Source organism: Chitinophaga sp. YIM B06452, assembly GCF_039655965.1.
Classification (GTDB): domain Bacteria; phylum Bacteroidota; class Bacteroidia; order Chitinophagales; family Chitinophagaceae; genus Chitinophaga.
Window position 1 is genome coordinate 46,871 of the sequence record NZ_JAWLKY010000004.1, and the last position, 17,238, is coordinate 64,108.

The 17,238-nt window shown below is 53.1% G+C and carries 17 protein-coding genes and 2 tRNA genes; 9 read left to right on the forward strand and 10 right to left on the reverse strand.

Annotation, left to right across the window (positions count from 1 at the left end; genetic code table 11):
- Both R3I13_RS20100 and R3I13_RS20105 read right to left on the reverse strand, forming a co-directional pair.
- Window positions 1-1,881, reverse strand: coding sequence for an Nramp family divalent metal transporter (locus R3I13_RS20100; protein ID WP_346319764.1), 1,881 nt, complete (start codon window positions 1,879-1,881; stop codon window positions 1-3).
- A gap of 8 nt (window positions 1,882-1,889) precedes the next feature.
- On the reverse strand, window positions 1,890-2,549 hold the full coding sequence (locus R3I13_RS20105) for a metal-dependent transcriptional regulator (RefSeq protein ID WP_346319765.1): 660 nt from the start codon (window positions 2,547-2,549) through the stop codon (window positions 1,890-1,892).
- A gap of 108 nt (window positions 2,550-2,657) precedes the next feature.
- On the opposite strand from R3I13_RS20105, the gene R3I13_RS20110 reads away from it, so the two are divergent.
- Together R3I13_RS20110 and R3I13_RS20115 are read left to right on the forward strand one after the other, a co-directional pair.
- Window positions 2,658-3,569, forward strand: coding sequence for a hypothetical protein (locus tag R3I13_RS20110; RefSeq protein ID WP_346319766.1), 912 nt, complete (start codon window positions 2,658-2,660; stop codon window positions 3,567-3,569).
- A gap of 32 nt (window positions 3,570-3,601) precedes the next feature.
- Entirely contained in the window at window positions 3,602-3,982 is a 381-nt protein-coding gene (locus R3I13_RS20115; protein ID WP_346319767.1) for a VOC family protein, read from the forward strand.
- A 3-nt stretch (window positions 3,983-3,985) separates the two neighbouring features.
- Here the strand turns inward: R3I13_RS20115 and aat are convergent, their stop codons facing one another.
- On the reverse strand, window positions 3,986-4,633 hold the full coding sequence (aat, locus tag R3I13_RS20120) for a leucyl/phenylalanyl-tRNA--protein transferase (protein ID WP_346319768.1): 648 nt from the start codon (window positions 4,631-4,633) through the stop codon (window positions 3,986-3,988).
- Window positions 4,634-4,939 (reverse strand): ATP-dependent Clp protease adaptor ClpS, encoded by a 306-nt coding sequence (locus tag R3I13_RS20125; protein ID WP_346319769.1) that lies wholly within the window; start codon window positions 4,937-4,939, stop codon window positions 4,634-4,636.
- 102 nt (window positions 4,940-5,041) lie between these two features.
- Between R3I13_RS20125 and R3I13_RS20130 the strand changes: the two genes are divergently transcribed.
- Window positions 5,042-7,207 (forward strand): cation:proton antiporter, encoded by a 2,166-nt coding sequence (locus R3I13_RS20130; protein ID WP_346319770.1) that lies wholly within the window; start codon window positions 5,042-5,044, stop codon window positions 7,205-7,207.
- A 109-nt stretch (window positions 7,208-7,316) separates the two neighbouring features.
- On the opposite strand, the gene R3I13_RS20135 is transcribed toward R3I13_RS20130, so the two are convergent.
- Both R3I13_RS20135 and R3I13_RS20140 read right to left on the reverse strand, forming a co-directional pair.
- Window positions 7,317-7,391, reverse strand: a tRNA-Val gene (locus R3I13_RS20135).
- Window positions 7,392-7,461: 70 nt separating this feature from the next.
- Window positions 7,462-9,594 (reverse strand): TonB-dependent receptor, encoded by a 2,133-nt coding sequence (locus tag R3I13_RS20140; protein WP_346319771.1) that lies wholly within the window; start codon window positions 9,592-9,594, stop codon window positions 7,462-7,464.
- A 183-nt stretch (window positions 9,595-9,777) separates the two neighbouring features.
- Between R3I13_RS20140 and R3I13_RS20145 the strand changes: the two genes are divergently transcribed.
- Window positions 9,778-10,752, forward strand: a complete 975-nt coding sequence (locus tag R3I13_RS20145) for an AraC family transcriptional regulator (protein ID WP_346319772.1) — start codon at window positions 9,778-9,780, stop codon at window positions 10,750-10,752.
- Window positions 10,753-10,822: 70 nt separating this feature from the next.
- Here R3I13_RS20145 and R3I13_RS20150 read toward each other — a convergent pair whose 3' ends face one another.
- Entirely contained in the window at window positions 10,823-10,945 is a 123-nt protein-coding gene (locus tag R3I13_RS20150) for an alanyl-tRNA synthetase (RefSeq protein WP_346319773.1), read from the reverse strand.
- Complete coding sequence (locus tag R3I13_RS20155; protein WP_346319774.1) at window positions 10,945-11,274, reverse strand: antibiotic biosynthesis monooxygenase; 330 nt, start codon at window positions 11,272-11,274, stop codon at window positions 10,945-10,947. Before R3I13_RS20155 ends, R3I13_RS20150 begins: the two co-directional genes overlap by 1 nt.
- 178 nt (window positions 11,275-11,452) lie before the next feature.
- On the opposite strand from R3I13_RS20155, the gene R3I13_RS20160 reads away from it, so the two are divergent.
- From R3I13_RS20160 to R3I13_RS20180, 5 genes are read left to right on the forward strand one after another with little or no spacing between them, the layout of a single operon-like run.
- Window positions 11,453-12,142 carry an HmuY family protein gene (locus tag R3I13_RS20160; protein ID WP_346319775.1) on the forward strand — a complete coding sequence of 230 codons (690 nt, stop codon included), beginning with the start codon at window positions 11,453-11,455 and terminating at the stop codon, window positions 12,140-12,142.
- Between the two features lie 14 nt (window positions 12,143-12,156).
- Window positions 12,157-12,930 (forward strand): HmuY family protein, encoded by a 774-nt coding sequence (locus R3I13_RS20165; RefSeq protein ID WP_346319776.1) that lies wholly within the window; start codon window positions 12,157-12,159, stop codon window positions 12,928-12,930.
- 13 nt (window positions 12,931-12,943) lie between these two features.
- Window positions 12,944-13,681: a hypothetical protein gene (locus R3I13_RS20170; RefSeq protein ID WP_346319777.1), complete on the forward strand. Its 738-nt coding sequence runs from the start codon at window positions 12,944-12,946 to the stop codon at window positions 13,679-13,681.
- 1 nt (window position 13,682) lies between these two features.
- Entirely contained in the window at window positions 13,683-14,717 is a 1,035-nt protein-coding gene (locus R3I13_RS20175) for a hypothetical protein (protein WP_346319778.1), read from the forward strand.
- A 59-nt stretch (window positions 14,718-14,776) separates the two neighbouring features.
- Window positions 14,777-15,493 (forward strand): hypothetical protein, encoded by a 717-nt coding sequence (locus R3I13_RS20180; protein WP_346319779.1) that lies wholly within the window; start codon window positions 14,777-14,779, stop codon window positions 15,491-15,493.
- A gap of 60 nt (window positions 15,494-15,553) precedes the next feature.
- Here the strand turns inward: R3I13_RS20180 and R3I13_RS20185 are convergent, their stop codons facing one another.
- Together R3I13_RS20185 and R3I13_RS20190 are read right to left on the reverse strand one after the other, a co-directional pair.
- The gene (locus R3I13_RS20185; RefSeq protein WP_346319780.1) at window positions 15,554-16,915 is read right to left on the reverse strand and encodes a hypothetical protein; all 1,362 of its coding nucleotides are present in this window, start codon (window positions 16,913-16,915) and stop codon (window positions 15,554-15,556) included.
- Between the two features lie 154 nt (window positions 16,916-17,069).
- Window positions 17,070-17,144: transfer RNA gene (locus R3I13_RS20190), tRNA-Val, on the reverse strand.
- Window positions 17,145-17,238 lie beyond the last annotated feature (94 nt).

The following is a 17,238-nucleotide window of genomic DNA, read 5'->3' on the forward strand; positions in this document are numbered from 1 at the left end:
TCATTGCACCACCAGTACCGGGATGTGCACGTAGTGCCGCACGTAATTCACCGTTTCCCCGTATATCCAGTCTTTGATACCGGTATGCCCATGCCCGCCGAGCACGAGCAGGTCTGCCTGTTCCGCTTTCACGATGCGTACGATCTCTTTCGCGCGGTGGCGATAGCCTAATACGCCTTTGGCGTTGATATTCCTCCCGGCCAGCAGGCTGAGGTAGGTTTCCAGCTGCTCCTGGTCCTTGCGTGTTTCGAAGTCGTCTGCTTCCTTGCCGAAATACCGCGCGGAAGCGCTTTCCACGATATGAATGAGAATGTATTCCGTATCCGCTTGCCCCTGTGCCAGCGCATTGGCGATGATCTTTTCATCGTTCTGCGAAAAATCCAGCGCCATGGCAATACGTTTGTAGCGGGGCGCTTCGAGGCTGCCGAGCGTTACCTTGGTGGGATGCATGCGGGCGGAGCGTTCCATGCGGTAGCGGCTGAGCCATGGGTAAATGATCGTAACCCCCAGCAGCACCAGGAACCCGAACCCGATCAGTATGATGAGTATGTTTGCCCACCAGATGTTGTTGCTGCTCATGAACTCGTCTGCCTGCGACCATACCATTTTTACGTTCAGGTACACCAGGATAGTGGAGATCAGCCATGCTGCCGCTTTTACGGCGGGTTTAATAGCGAAAGAACCCATCGTATGTTTATCGCTCACAAAGTGTATCAGCGGTATCACCGCGAAGCCCAGCTGTAGGCTGAGCAGCACCTGGCTGAATACCAGCAGCTGCCCGATCTTTTCTTCGCCGGATACCCAGATCACGATGAGCGCGGGAATGATAGCCACCAGCCTGGTGAGCAGCCTGCGCAGCCAGGGATTGATACGCAGGCGCAGGTAACCTTCCATCACGATCTGCCCCGCCAGCGTGCCCGTAACGGTAGAGCTCTGCCCCGCGGCAATCAATGCCACGGCAAAGAGGATGGGAGCAAGACGAGTACCCAGCAAAGGTTCCAGCATGCGATGCGCTTCGTGGAGATCGGCTATTTCGGTATGACCGGCTTTGTAAAAGACCGTTGCGGCGAGTATGAGGATGGCCGCGTTCACGAAGAACGCGAGGTTCAAAGCGATCGTGGTATCCAGGAAATTGATCTTCAGCGCATGGCGGATACCTTCATCCGTTTTTTTGATCTTGCGCGTCTGCACCAATGCTGAATGCAGGTAAAGATTGTGCGGCATCACCGTTGCGCCGATAATACCGATGGCGATATATAAAGCCGTATCGTCCGGCAGGGAAGGCGCGAAACCTGTAACCACTTCGCCCAGCGGCGGCCTTGCCAGCAGCAGTTCTATGAAGAACGAAGTGCCCACGATCGCCACCAGGGTAATAATGAACGCTTCCATTTTGCGGATGCCGTAACGTTGCAGCAACAGCAGCAGGAAAGTATCCAGCACGGTGAGGCCCACGCCCCACATGAGCGGCAGGCCGGTGAGCAGCTGTATACCGATGGCCATGCCCAGCACTTCCGCCAGGTCTGTAGCCGCGATGGCAATTTCAGCAAGGATGTACAATACAAAATTGACCGGCGCGGGATAGGTTTCGCGGTTGGCTTGCGCAAGGTCGCGACCGCGCACGATGCCCAGCCGCGCGCTGAGGCTTTGCAGCAGCAGGGCCATCAGGTTGCTCATAAGCAGCACCCAGAGCAGGGTGTAACCGTATTTGCTGCCGCCCGCCAGGTCCGTAGCCCAGTTGCCCGGGTCCATGTACCCCACGCTTACAAGATAGGCGGGGCCGAAGAAAGCCAATATCTTCCTCCAGCCCGATTTATGTACAACGGTCGTGTCGATGCTTTGATTTACTTCGCTCAGCGAAGAGGCGTGATCCTGGAGTTTCATTTCTCTGCTTACAATGTTTTCACCATAATATTCTTTGAAACCTGCTCGCTGATGGTGAAGGCGGGCTGGTTCCGTATTTTGATCTCTACAGAGTTATCAAACTCATAGCGCTCTATTACATCTATCTGCGTGCCCAGCCTGATGCCCTTGGCGTGGAGGAACTCCAGCAGGGAAGAGCTTTGGTCGGACACGCCGGCTACTTCCAGCCGCCGGGCCGTCGCCTTATCCAATGATACGAGCTGTTTGCTTTTGCTGATCTTACCCTGCGCATCGGGGATGGGGTCTCCGTGCGGGTCTGTAGTGGGGTTGCCGAGGAACTCGCTGAGGCGGTTGATCAGCTTTTCACTGCGCACGTGCTCCAGCTCTTCCGCGATTTCATGCACCTCGTCCCAGCTGAAGGCCAGCTTGTCTACCAGGAAACATTCCCACAGCCGGTGCCGCCGCACGATCTGCAGGGCCAGGCGCCTGCCTTCGGCGGTAAGACTGATGCCCTGGTATTTCTCATAATCGATCAGCTTCTTTTCTTTCAGCTTTTTCGCCATGTCGGTTACGGATGCCGGCTTGGTATCCAGCTCGTAAGCGATGGCGTTGGTGCTTACCACCGCCTGGCCGTCCTGCAACTTGTAAATGCTTTTGATGTAGTTTTCTTCCGCTGCCGTCAAATTCATAGTCCCTAAAATATAATTTAGACAAATCTAAATAATATTTTCCGGAAAGTGAAATAACTGTGAGATATATGAAATTATAATTACCTTTTCGCTCAATTACAACAAGATATGAGCAGATTCCTACTCCTGGCACTGGCGATTGGTTTTATGACGGCTTGTAAATCAAAGCCTAAACAGGCAACAACCGAAGAAGAACAGGTATTGACCTACCCTGATTTCCGGCGGCTTTTCCCTGTTGCATCGCTTACTTACCGTTGGGACGCGGATTCTCTCAGCCGCAAACTGCCTGATAGCACCGCCCTGAAAGCCAGGGTAGTAAAGCAGTTCATGCCGGATACCCTGGCAAAAGGAGTGTTCACTGCTGCGGAGAAACCGAAATTCTTCCCGCTCGGCGTGATCCAGCCGCCTAATGAAAAATTCGATATCGTGCTGGTAGAAGGCAGCGCCCGCTCCGGTGACGCAGCCTGGATGGTGCTGTACAGCAAAACCGGCGAATTCCTCGGGCGCCACCTGGTGGCCAGGAATAGCGGCGGTAAACGCATGGGCTTCACGATCGACAAAAAGCTGAACATCAAAGTAACTACCGAAACCGGGGCGAAAAGCAGCCGGGAAGACGTATATGCGGCCAGCTCAGACGGCAGCCTGGCCCTCATCCTTACCAATTCCAACGAACCGGTAGACGGGCTGTATAACCCGATAGACACGCTGCCGCGTAAACATAAATTTTCCGGCAACTACTGGTCCGGCGAAAACATTGTTTCCATCCGCGACGGCGAAACCGCCAAAGAATTCCTCTTCTTCATACACTTCTCCCGCGATAAAGGCGCCTGCACCGGCGAGCTGGACGGCACGGGCCGTTTTACTTCCGCCACCACCGGGCAGTTCAGGGACAAACAGTCTGCCTGCATCATGGATTTCAAATTCAGCAGCGGCCGTGTTACCATCCGCGAAACAGGCTGCGGCGCATACCGCGACATCAAGTGCATGTTTGAAGGCACATTTGTCCGGAAGAAGAAATAGTCCGTTTTCATTAAAAGTTAAATACAAAACTTATGAAACGAGTTACCGGTATCGGCGGCGTGTTCTTCCAGTGCGAAGATCCTGCGGCAATGAATGAATGGTACGGCAAACACCTGGGCCTGCCTGTGACCCAGTGGGGCGCTTCTTTCACCTGGCGGGAGAATGATAACCCGGAACGGACCGGCATGACGCAGTGGAGCACCATGAAGAAAGACAACGGGTATTTTAATCCCAGCACAAAACCGTTCATGATCAATTACAGGGTGGAAAACCTGGCAGAACTGCTGGAAACCCTGAAAGCGGAAGGCGTGGAGGTAGTAGGGGAGATACAGGAGTTTGATTACGGCAAGTTCGGCTGGATCATGGACCCCGAAGGCAATAAGATTGAGCTTTGGGAGCCGCCGGTGGAATAAAAGCTATTGCGCGTACCGCTGCACGATATCCACGAAACTCACGCGGCTGATGAACCTCGCTCCCAGCGAGGCCAGGTGATGCGTATGCACCTGGCAGTCTATCACTTCCAGCTCCGGCGCATGTTCCTTCACAAAAGTGATGAAGGCTGCCTTGGAAGCATTGCTGGTTTTGGCGAACATGCTTTCCCCGAAAAAACATTTCCCGATCCTTACGCCGTATAACCCGCCGACCAGCTCGTCATTTTCCCAGCATTCAACAGAAAGGGCATACCCTGCTTTATGCAGCCGGACGTAAGCGTCGAGCATGTCGCGGGTGATCCAGGTGCCATCCTGCCCGTCGCGCTCAATGCTGCGGCAGTTGCTGATCACATCCGGGAAGGCCTGGTTGTACGTGATGCGGAAGCGGTTTTGTTTCAGCAATTGTTTCATGCTGTGGGATACTTTCAGTTCTGCGGGAAAGAGTACGAACCTTGGGTCTGGCGACCACCAGAGGATGGGCTTGCGGTTGTACCAGGGAAAGATGCCGGAGCGGTAAGCCAGCAGCAGGCGCTCCATGCTGAGGTCGCCCCCTACGGCCAGCAGCCCGTCGGGCTCCGCCAGGGAAAGGGGCGGGAAAACGAGTTCATCTTCGGGAAGGTAGAAGAGGGGCATTTATGATGCAACTGTTTCTTCGAGGGTGGCGCTGATACCCCTGTCGAGCAGCGCTTCGCACATAGGTTTCAGGTCTTCGAACGGGCCTTTTTTAACCGCGTATTTACCATTATGGTGAATGATCAGGGCACATTGTTCCGCCTGTTCGGCCGTATGGCCGCATACTTCGATCAGCGATTGGATCACCCAGTCGAAAGTATTAAAATCGTCGTTCCAGACGATAATGGAAAAGGGGAATTGTTCTGCCGTTTCCACCAGCACATCTTCCTGTTCCTGCACGGATACGCCTGTTCCCGTATAACTCATGATTGCAACTGATATTTCCGCAAAGTTACATTTTTTTGCGGATGACCCCCGTTTTGGCAGAATGGTTGTAAATTAACGGCAACGAACGATAAATATAAGTAGATGAAAGGTTTGGATTTAATTATACACTTCAGTTTACCCCTGAAGGACCCGGTTCCGATTTTTTCGCTGGTATTATTCATCATCCTCCTGGCGCCTATTGTGCTGCGCAAGTTCAGGATACCGAGCATCATAGGGCTCATCCTGGCGGGTATGGCCATTGGCGACCATGGGTTCAAGATCATAGAAAAAGGCAGTATCAACCTGTTTGGCAATGCGGGGTTGCTGTACATCATGTTCCTGGCCGGCCTTGAGCTGGACATGACCGAATTCCGCAAGAACCGCCACCGCAGTCTTGTGTTCGGGGCATTCACTTTTTTTATCCCGCTTATCCTTGGTTATATTCTCTGCACCTATGTGCTGCATTTCAACCTGATGGCCTCGCTGCTGATATCCAGCATGTTTGCCACGCATACGCTGGTAGCATATCCCCTGGCCAGCAGGCTGGGCATTACCAAGGTGGAGGCCGTAACAGTGGCCGTTGGCGGCACGATCATCACCGATACCGCCGTGCTGCTCATCCTGGCCGTCATCACCGGCGCGGAAGCGGGCAACCTGAATACCGCTTTCTGGCTCCAGCTGGGCATTTCCCTGGCAGTGTTCGCCGTGATAGTGCTCTGGGCCTTTCCCATCATCGGCAGGTGGTTCTTCAAAAAGATCAAAGACGATAAAACGACGCACTTCATCTTCGTGCTGGCACTGGTGTTCCTGGCGGCTTTCCTGGCCGAACTGGCAGGCGTCGAAGCCATTATCGGCGCCTTCCTGGCAGGGCTGGCGCTTAACCAGCTGATCCCGCATACATCCCCGCTGATGAGCAGGATCGAATTCGTGGGCAATGCCCTTTTCATCCCGTTCTTCCTCATTTCCGTGGGTATGATCGTGGACCTGAAGGTGTTGCTGAAAGGCCCGGAAGCCTTGATCATAGCGGGCTCGCTCACTGCCATGGCACTGGCCAGCAAATGGCTCGCGGCATTTTTTACCCAGCTTTCCTTCGGCTACACCGCCACGCAGCGCAACGTGATATTCGGCCTCAGCAGCTCTCACGCTGCCGCCACCATCGCGGTGATACTGATCGGTTATAAAATGGGCATCATCGATGAACATGTACTGAACGGTACGGTAGTGCTGATATTGATCACTTGCATGGTAGGCTCTTTCGTAACAGAAAGCGCGGGCCGCAAACTGGCCATCCAGGAAGCCGATAAAAAACCGGAGACCGCCGGCGGCCCGGAACGTTTCCTCATTCCCGTGGCCCATCCCGAAAAAATGGAGCCGCTGATAGATTTTGCGCTGATGGTGAAAGACCCCAGCAACGGCGCGCCCGTATACCCCATGGTGGTAGTGCAGGACGATGAGGAGGCCCGCGAAAAGATCTACGCCAGCAACAAAATGATGGAAAAAGTAGTGATACACGCCGCCGCTTCCGAAAGCAATGTGCAGGTGGTAACGCGTGTAGACCTCAACGTGACGGACGGTATCTCCCGCGCGGTAAAAGAGCTGCTGATCTCGGACGTGATACTGGGCTGGAGCGACAAGACCAGCGCCACAGAGCGCCTGATCGGTTCGTTCTTCGGCAGCACGACAGACAACGTATTGCAGAGCGTCTGGGAAACCGTTTACGTATGCCACTTCCAGCACCCGCTCAGCACCACCAAAAAGCTGGTGCTCATATTGCCGCGTAACGCAGAGTATGAGCTGGGCTTTGCGCACTACATGCAAAAGATCATCCTGCTCGCCAAGCAGGCCGGCGCGAGGATCGTGCTGTACAGCGGCAAGCAGACGCAGCTGGGCGTGCAAAGGTTCATCGCCGAAAGCAAGCTGAGCGTGGAGCTGAGCTACAAGATACTCGAAAACCCGGAAGACTTCCTGGTACTGGCCCGCAGCATCTCGCGAGACGACCTGGTGGTGGCGGTTTCCGCGCGCAAAGGCACCCTTTCGTACCAGCCTTACCTGGATGGCGTGCCGCAGCGGCTGCAACGGCATTTTAAAGACAACAACGTAATACTCGTATACCCTGAACAACGCACCGCTGAAAACAGCGAGCCCGGCATGCAGGAAGGCGACATCACGCTGATGCCGATCCAGGAGCAGCTGCGCAATATCAACAAGATCAGGAAAGCCGTGCGGCGGATATTCAAAGGGCCGCAGAAAGAAGAAACGGAAGAATAAAACTTGTGATCATCATATTGAACGGTTGTTCCGGCAGATGGAGCAACCGTTTTTTATTTCCCTGGATTAATGAAAATAAAAAAGAGGCACCTTGTGGTACCTCTTTTTGTGGGAGCTGGCGGATTCGAACCGTCGACCCTCTGCTTGTAAGGCAGATGCTCTGAACCAGCTGAGCTAAGCTCCCGTTGTTGCTGTAAGAGGGTGCAAATATATAGACAAATATTTCAAAACCAATCAACCGGGGAAAAATTTTTTCAACGGAGCGCGGGAGCGCTTTTCCGGAAGTGCCATTCAATGCCTGCCATCAATACGCGACCGGGTTGCGAAGGCATCAGGTAGTTGGTGGTGTTCGCCAGGTTGTCTGCAGAAAACCGGAGTGTGAGCCGTTTGTTCAGCAGCGATTTTTGCAGGGATGCATAGAAAAGTGTATAACCTTCCACAAATACATCATAACGGTCTATGTAGCCATTGTTATCCACATCCAGGAAACCATATTTGCTGCGGTAGCTGGCTCGGAAGGAAGCGCCGAGACCCCAGGGCAGGTATTCGTAATAGATCTGCGCATTGCCGGAATGACGGCTGCGGTTGGGCAAAGCAAAATAATCGCCCGTGCGTGCGGGACGGATGCCTTCGGGCGTGCGCACGGCAGCATAGGCGCCCGCGCCGGCGCGGATGGAATCCAGCACATCGCCGCTGCGCACATCCAGCAATTGATAACCTGCGGTGAATAAAAGCCCTTTCAGCGGGCTGTACCGCACACTGCCTTCCAGGCCGCGGTTGAACACTTTGCTGATATTGATGTAGGAAAACAATTGCTGCCCGTTGTTCATGATGCCGAACTGCTCCGTATTGATCAGGTTGCGGATGTTGTGGTAGAAACCGTTCACAGTAATTTCCGCATCCGCATTGATATTAAAAGTGATGCCAAGGTTATACGAAGCAGAAGTTTCAGGCTGCAGGCTGCGGAGGTTTTGCGCATTGCCCCATACCTGCTTTACGGTGCCTGCGGCTCTCAGTTCCTGCGCTTTTTCGTGGAAGATATTGGCGCCGATGACCGTATAGCCTTGCGTGATATTGGTGAATACCTGGTACATCTGTGCATAGGTGGGCGCTTTAAAACCATTGCCAAAAGAAGCGTTCAGCTTCAGCCATTTCGCGGGGCGGTAACCTGCGCCTGCGCTGAAGTTGAGCTTGCCGCCGTAATCGGTATTACCGTCGTAACGCAGGCCTGCCGTGAGTTGCAGGGCGTTTGCCGGCTGGAGCTGGGCTTGTGCATACGAGAAATAGTTGAGCATGTTGTTGCCGGCGCCGTCCACATTTTGCCGGTATTGCTGGTATTCACCGCCTGCCCCGGCGATGAGCGAAAGTGCTTCATAATTTTTACCGGCCTGCATTTCCAGGCGGTGGTGCTGCTGGGAGAATTTATTTTCCTGCAGGCGGCGGCCGTTTTCTTTGAGCACTACTTCCTGTTCCGTCTGGTAATTCGTGTAATAATACCGGCCCAGTAAACGCCAGCCGTTGCCGCCATTGTGGTTGAAGGTGAGCGCCGTGTTGAGGTCGCGCTCATCCAGCAGATCGTTGAATGGCTGTGCGCCGTAGGAGCGATACATATCGCTTTTACGGGAAGCATACCTGGCGCTGGCCTGCAGGCTGGTAGCGGCGGAGAAGTTCCTGCGCGCGCGGCCCTGGAGGGTGATGCTGTGATATGGCGGGGAAGTTTTACCATCCTGCAGGTATTCCGTATTGACATTAAATCCATCCGTGCGGTAATAATTAGCGGAGAGATGCGCGAACCCGTTTTGCCTGCGGAAAGGCGTTTCCCCGTTCAGCGATGCATCCACTGTATTGTAAGTGCCATAGCGCAAAGCGGCATGCCCCTGTGCCTGTGAAACCTGCTGCCGGGTGATGATATTCACCACGCCGCCCAGCGCATCGCTGCCGTAGAGGCTGCTGGTAGCGCCTTTGATGATCTCGATGCGCTCAATATCCCCCACGCCGATGCGGGAGAGGTCAAAATTGCCGGAGAGGCGGCCGGTCATAGGCTGGCCGTCGAGCAGGATGAGGATGTATTCTGAACTGAAGCCCTGCATCTGCAAGCCCAGGCTGCGGTTGCCGGCGCCGAGGTCGCTCACCATCACCATGCCCGTTTGTTCGCGCAGCACTTCGTCCAGCCGGCGGCTGCCCATCAGCTGGATGTGTTTGCGGGAAATGACGAGCGTAGGCGCGGGCGACCTTTTGATGTCTATGAGGTCGTCTTCCTTTTTCAGTACGGAATGCACTACTTCTACGGTGCCGAGCGTACGTTGCCTGCCGGCAGTGTCTGCCGATTGGGATTTTGCGGCGAGCGCAGGTAAAAGGAGCAGGCAGGCGTAAAGGGAAATTCTCATAATTGCCGCAAAGGTGCGCCATTATGCAGGCCAGGCGCGGAGAAATATTTACCCGGCAGGGAACAGCGGCTTCTGTGGCCATGATCATGAAAGGAATTTAATTTACCATATCCGGAAATTCTGTGCAAAGCAGCCGGTTATACTCGTGTTAACTATTAATATTGCCGTTGATATCAATAGTAATTGCAACCGGAAATCCAACATACCGTCAGCTCCTGCCGTTTCGACATCAAAGGGTCGGGCAACTTCCGTGAGAAGCGGCGCTCGCTCTCTGAGAACGGGCACTCCGGCTCCGTGTTCGAAATGCTGAGCCCGGACGGGATCAATTTCGGGTATTACAATCTCCGTTCCAGCAAGGAAGGAGAGATCGTGATCTGCAATATGGAGCCGTTCATCCAGATGAGCTATACGATGAGCGGCAGCAAGAGGTATTCCACACAAAGCAATCCCCTGGCTTCTTTCGAGAAGCACCAGTATAATTATCTTTTCTTCCCGAAGGAAGAGATCCACCTGCACTGGCAGCCGGGCGAGCACCTGGAGATCTTTGAGCTGGGCATCAGCCCGGAGCTGGTCATGAACTTCATGCCGCAGGATCACCCGCTTTTTCCCATCTTCACCCAAAGCATCGCGCAGAATGCGCCGATAGCGATGAGCGAAGTAAACCTGCCCCTGCAAACCACCATCAGCACCATTTTGTACGATATGCTGAACTGCCCGCTGGAAGGGCGTTACAAGCAGCTGTTCCTCAAGGCGAAAACGATAGAGCTGCTGGCCATACAGCTTTCGCAGTATGAAAAGATAGCAGGGATCAGGAAGAACGCGGTGCAAAGCCGCACGCTGAAAAAAGAGGATGTGGAAAGGATGCACCTGGCGCGGGATATCATCGTGCAGAACATCAACAGCCCCTGTACGCTCATAGACCTGGCGCACCAGGTAGGCACGAACGACGCCTACCTCAAAAATCATTTCAAGCAGGTGTTCGGCACTACAGTATACGGCTACCTGCAGGGAATAAAAATGGCGCATGCCAGGGAATTGCTGGCGCAGGGCAAGCAGGTGAGCGAAGTGGCGTATCTGTCCGGCTATAAACATACCGCGCATTTCACGCGGGCCTTCAAAAAACATTTCGGGTTTTCGCCGGGGAAGATGAAGCAGTAAGGGTTTGGGCGCATAGGGAAATATAAAACAGTAAAGCGTATGCCGCCTTACCGTTTTATACAGGGAGGGATCATTTGGCCAGCCAGTAAATCACCGCCAGCCATACGAGCCCCTTCACGAGGAAAAAGATGAATCCCCAGAACCCGAGCCTCTTCAGCCATTTGATGATCCGGGGCTTTAACGCTTCTTTCATTATTCGCTGATTATCTGGTAAATTTTGAAGTCGCTGCTCATAGGAGCGGGGCGCCCTTCGGCTTTGGCTTTTGCCAATTCTTCAAATCCGCGCCGGTGGCCTGTTGCGAAGGCTTCCGATTTCGTCCAGTCCTTAAAGGCCTGTTCTGTTTCCCAATAGCTGACGATCAGGTATGCTTCGCCGTCCTTTTCAGGGCGGAGAACATGCATATTAATAAATCCAGGCATGGTATCAATGGCATGCGCACGCGTGGCGAACAGTTGCTCAAAACGTTCCCTGAAATCCGCGTTGCATTGAATGTAGTTGATGGCCACAAAGTGCTTGTTCATAGTATTGTAATTTTATTGTAAAGTAAAAGTACAATTGTCATGCCTTGGTCATGCGCCAATTCCGGAATTTCAGTTACCCCAAACGGAAAGATCGCATAATTCCCGCAGGGGTTGGTCTTTCTCCCGAAGTGGTCAGCGGCTGTCTGCAACTTTGCAGCATCAAAACCAAGCCCTGATTATGAAATGGATGAAACATCCCGGCGTATTGGCCCTGCTTATTTTCTTCACTGCCTGCAGCAAAGACAAAGATCCCGTTACCCCTGTTAACGACCGCAGCACCACCATCAAAGACCTGGAAGCCGACACCGGCGCTTCTATGGGCGAAGGCGTGGACGGCAAAGAAAGGCGCCCCTTTCACACGCTGACCTACCAGTTCTCCACCGGCCGCAGCCGTCTTCTTAAAACCAAAGAAGATTCCCTGCAATACCTGAAAAATACTGATTGGGATATTGCTTTCACGAAAGAATACAACTCCTACGTAGTGATCAACAACGGAACGATCGCCGGAACGCCGGGCTATGGCGGGCCGGGCGCGGGCAGGATGATCATCGTGGAAAAGCCATACGACCAGGTGAACGAAGCGCCGGCCGATGAAGTATTTACCAGCAGCGGAGTTCCCGGCGTGGGTTGGGATAACGGTAACGGCTATGGATGGTATTTTTATTCACTCAATAACCACATCTGCGTGCCGGTGAAGAACCGCACGTTTATCCTGAAAACAGCCACCGGCAAGTTCGCCAAGCTGGCGCTGCTTAACATTTACAAAGGCAATCCGCCCGTAGTGACGGACCTGTTCTGGCCCGCGCCTTACCTCACCTTCAAATTCTTTGTGCAGGAAGACGGCAGCCGCAATCTCAGAACCAATTAATAAAAAAACAGATCATGTACCGGAAACTAATATGGTGCCTGCTGCTCACAACCGCGGCGGCCTGCTCCAAAGACGATGCGCCTCCCGCGCCGGTTGACAAACCAGGGGAGAACGGGAACACCGTGAAAACCGGCGTTTACCGCGTGGTGAACCTGGCTGCAGATACCAACGCCACTTCAGGCGGCAACGCAGTATCGCTTTACTACAGCCTCGAAGAAAATAAAGTGATCCCCGAATCGCAGCGGCAAACGGGCAACTGGGATATCGTGTTCTATGGCATTTATAACAGCAGCGTATATCCCAACAACGGCGCGGCTTTCGGCTCACCAGGTTATGGCGGTCCGGGTAAAGCGCTCATCAGCGTGGTGGTAAACCGCAAGTTCGATGCGCAGTATTACGATACGCTGCAATACAAGCCTTTGCAGCTGCCCATCAGCCGCGATCTGTTTACTACCGCGTTCGAATCGGTAAAGACGGTGGAAGAGGATAAATTTCCTTTCTTCACGAGAGACATCGGGCTGGATCACTTCCAGGGCGGCTTTGATGGTTGGGGGCATTATGATTTTTACGGCCTGCTGTTTCCCGGCGATCCGAAAAAATCGCATGTAGTGTACACTATGCCGCGTGTGATGGTGATCAAAACGCACAAGGGTCGCTACGCGAAACTGATGATAGAGAATATTTACAAGGATAGTCCTGCCAATCCCAACCGCGACAACAGGCCGGGCTTCATCACCTTCCGCTACGCCATCCAGATGGACGGCACGAAGAATTTAGACATCAAATAACCACGCCAGCTTTATGCATTTATATTTACGACATCTTGCGGCAGCGCTGTTCCTTATCACCTTCGCCGCCTGCACCAAAACAGAAACCATCGCGCCGCCGGCTGAAGGGCAGAACCGCATTCTCACCTACAATATCGTGAACGTGCAGGGAGAGCCCATCAGCGGCGCGGTAAACGACCGCGACAGTTCCATCACTGTTTACCTTCCCTTCTACCGCCAGCTGGTGGTGTTGGAGCCTGAGATCACCGTGCCCGAAGGCGCCACAGTAACACCCGTTTCAGGCACGCTGATAGAAGACCTGCTGGACGTGTTCCGCAGCGGGCGCGATATTAAATACACCGTTACCGCCAAGGACGGATCGAAACGCACTTACACATTGCGCATCGTGGTGCAGCAACCGGATGTGGTGCTGAATGAATTGAGCACAGCGACAGAGACGAAAGAATTTACGATAGACACCCGCCTGGCATATGACATGATCTCCATCAACCTCGCCGGTTCGGGCTTCATGGAAAATAATGAGCTGATGAAAATGGTGCTGGTAGATGAAACAGGTAAAGAACTGCCTCCCATCGGCCTGTCCATCACCAATGTGGGCAACATTTACAAGGTTTCCGGCGTCATCACCAAATATAATGACCCGCAGGAACCTGTGCTGCAGGAACTGAAAACAGGGCTGTATAAAATAAGGATCTACAGCTACGGAAAAAATGCCACCACTAAATTCCCTGTCAAGATCAACAAGCTTTAACATGAACCAGCTATATAAAAAATCCATCCAGGCGGCTGCGGGCCTGTGCCTTTTATGGGCCGCGGCTTCCTGCAAAAAAGAAACAGAATACGCGCCTTCTCCTTACAACCGTGTGGAATCCTTCAGCGTGGCCGCCGGCACGGAAACGATCCGCGCATCCATCGCGGGAGACAGCATCGTGATCTACTGGCCCTCCCATATACCTCAACCGGAAAAGATCAGCCCGCAGGTAACCGTTGCCGAAAACGCTTCCGTGACGCCTGCTTCCGGCACCGCGGTGGACTTCAGGACGGGCACGGCTTTCACTGTGAAAGCACAGAGCGGGGCGGAAAAAAAATATTTCCTGAAAGTGGTGGTCAACCAGCCGCCCATCCAGGTAACGGAACTGACCTACGCAGCCGTGAAAGGTGGTTCGCTCGTGGTGGATAACGGCACGTACATGCGCTATTTTGAAAGGAATGCTGAAGTAACGAAGTTTTATATCGTCGACGATCAGAATACCGCTACGCAATTGCCGCTGGAGTTTTTCAACGATCATTCCGGTGTGCCCAGCATGCGCATTTCCGTGCCGGATGTTGCAGAGCTGAAAGCCGGCGCTTACAGGATACGCATCACCAGCGGCGCCCAGACCTACAATTCGCAAAACAAAATATTCGGCATTATCCACCCCGCCAGCCTGAAACCGAAAGTGAATGAAGTGACCGCGCCGGTGTCTGTGAAACAGGGCGGTACTATTACCTTCCAGGGCACGGGTTTCTTCGAGATGCAGGAAGCGAGGGTGTTCAGCTATAATGCAGACTGGTCCGAAAAAGAAGTGGCTACGCTGCAACTGGAAAGCTCCACCGCTAGCAGCGTCACTTATAGAATCCCCGCGAATTTTCCCGCAGGTTCGTATGAGCTGGGCGGATGGGAAGCCAACGGCATTTTCATCCAGCTGCGCATCAGCGATTTCTTCGGCTTCTGGCAATGGAATAAAGCGCAGAAAAATTACATCGAAGTAGGCGGTAATACCACCTTTACCGTTACGCAACCATAAAGACTTTTTATATCGCAACAACCCCCGTTTATTATTTATCATTAACAACCCTTTTGATTATGACTACTATTAGTAAAACCCTTTCCCGTTTAGCCCTGATCATGGCTGGCTCAGCCCTGATCTTCGTATCCTGTTCCAAGAACAATGATGTTGTTGCACCAGGCACAGAAAAAGTATCCGCAGACCTGTCGAAAGTGGCAGTGACCATACCCGACGGCAGCATTGTGAGCATTACCGGTCCCGGCGTTACTTCCGGTACTATCAACCGCAGTGGCGCGTTATATACAGTGGCTAATTTCAGGCAGGCCTATTCCACCGGCCCGGGCCAGCCGGCGGATGGTAATTTCTACTGGCGTTTTACGGTGAATGAAGCCGGAACGCCTGCTAATTTCGAGATCAAATTCACCGGCGTTGCAACGGGAGACATCACTTCCAACGATTCTATCCGCTTCATCAATAAAAGTTTTGCGACTGTGGTAGCCGGCGATTGGGCTACTGCCAGCAATCCTGGTCCTACTCCTGCCGGTTCCAACGTGATCGGCATGAACAATGTGACCGGCACAGGCGTGCCCCCGGCTGTTTCGGCTTATGCCAACGGTGCGGGCTGGTATACCTATAACTGGAGCGCGGGCCATACCGTTACGCCGGTAGCGGGCAGAACGCTGCTCTGGAAAAGCGGTGCGAACCTGTTCAAATTCGAGATCACTTCCATTTACCAGAATGGCGTGACAGGCGGGGCTTTCCCGTATTATAATTTCAAGTACCAGCAATTATAAACCCTTCCATGGGAGTTGTTGCGCCTGGCAGTACCCGTATGCGGGTACTGCCTTTCCCGGTTATGGCGCTTCCGTATCGGCGCTGAAACCCTGGTCCATGGCTTCTGCATCGGAAGGGGATAGGGCAGGGTGGAAGATCTCCAGCAGGAAATACATAGACAGGTAAGTGAGCGCCAGCTCAAGGCCCGTCAGTTCAAAACCTTTGGAAAACGAGAAAAGGATAAAGAAAAAATTGAAGAAGACGATGGCGAAAACCGCCTTGCGGTAGTTGAACATCAGCAGGTAAGCGACAATGCGGGCCAGGCCGGCAAGGATGATCAATACCATTACCAGTTCTCCGGCATTGGTGCCGGTACCTTTGGAATTGGAAAGCTGTGCAAATGTCATGCTGGCGGAGTACATAGCTGCGAGCACACCTGCGAGCACGATCCAGGTGCGCAGCCTGGAGGCCCCGCGCAGGGTGTAGTACAGGGCATTGTCCGCCGCGCTGGAATGTTCTTCTTTCCTGGAACTGTAAACGACGAGCGGGATGATATTCAGCAGGGGAACGTAATGCAGCAGGTAGAGTATGCCGTTGCGCGAGCCGGTGGTGGTCATGCGGGCCACGATCACATTGCGCAGGAAGTAACCGCATATAAGGATCAGCAATATTTGCACGGCGATCTCCATGATATTCGGGAAGAGAACAGAACTACCGAGCGGGGGATAGTAAGTTGTTTCAGGTAAGCTGGAAAAATAATCACGTATCAGCCGGAGGCACCGGGGCGCGTTGGTGGCACAATTGACGATCAGGGTCATCAGTACGATATTCAGCATCGCATATTCCCTGCCGCCTGTCACCTGCATCTTGGAATGGAAAACGGGAACAAAACCCTCAAGGTTGAAGTAATTCTCCGCCAGGTAAAGCGCCATGTAATAAGCGAAAGGATAAACGACATAGAACACCAGTCCGTAAGCCGCAACAGCATGTTCAATACCGAAAATGAAATTGACGAAAGCCTGGTTTGAAGCAAGCAGCCCGAACAGCGCGCCGGAAAGCCCGTAATGTTTGATGAGCGCAACGATCACGCCGGTAACAATGAACCGCCGGTTGCCTGCCAGGTAACAGCGCATGCAGAATGTGATGAGGAAATTGATCAGCGTGAAAATGTGAATGGCCAGAAAAGGCCGGGCAGGCCCTGTTGCCGGTATTTTAAACAGGTAATACGCCAGCACAGTGAGCCCGAACACCCCTGCCGATGTTCCCGCCAGGATACCCGCCTTCTTCCAGTCACGGGCGTACAGGAACTCCCAGCAGACCAGGAATATGGAGGCCAGGATATAGGTGCCATTGAAGATAAGGCTGTTTTCTATCTTGCCATACCGCACAATGAGGGTTTGCAGCGCCAGGGGAATAATACAGATCCAGGCAGATCTAAGCACACGGGTTTGTGATCCAGTAAAGTAAGCGGCCATAGGGATATGATTTCAACGGGAAGATACATGTATTATTAGAAAATATTTCCACATGTAGGAGACTTGATAAAAAACAAAAAGGCCGTTCCGGCATACCTGCTGAAACGGCCTTTGTTATTCGTGGGAGCTGGCGGATTCGAACCGTCGACCCTCTGCTTGTAAGGCAGATGCTCTGAACCAGCTGAGCTAAGCTCCCATTGTGTTTGAACGCTTTTCGTTCGATGGGATTGCAAAGGTAAAAACTATTTTTATTCTGCCAAATATTTTTTCAGAAAACTTTGAAGGTCCGG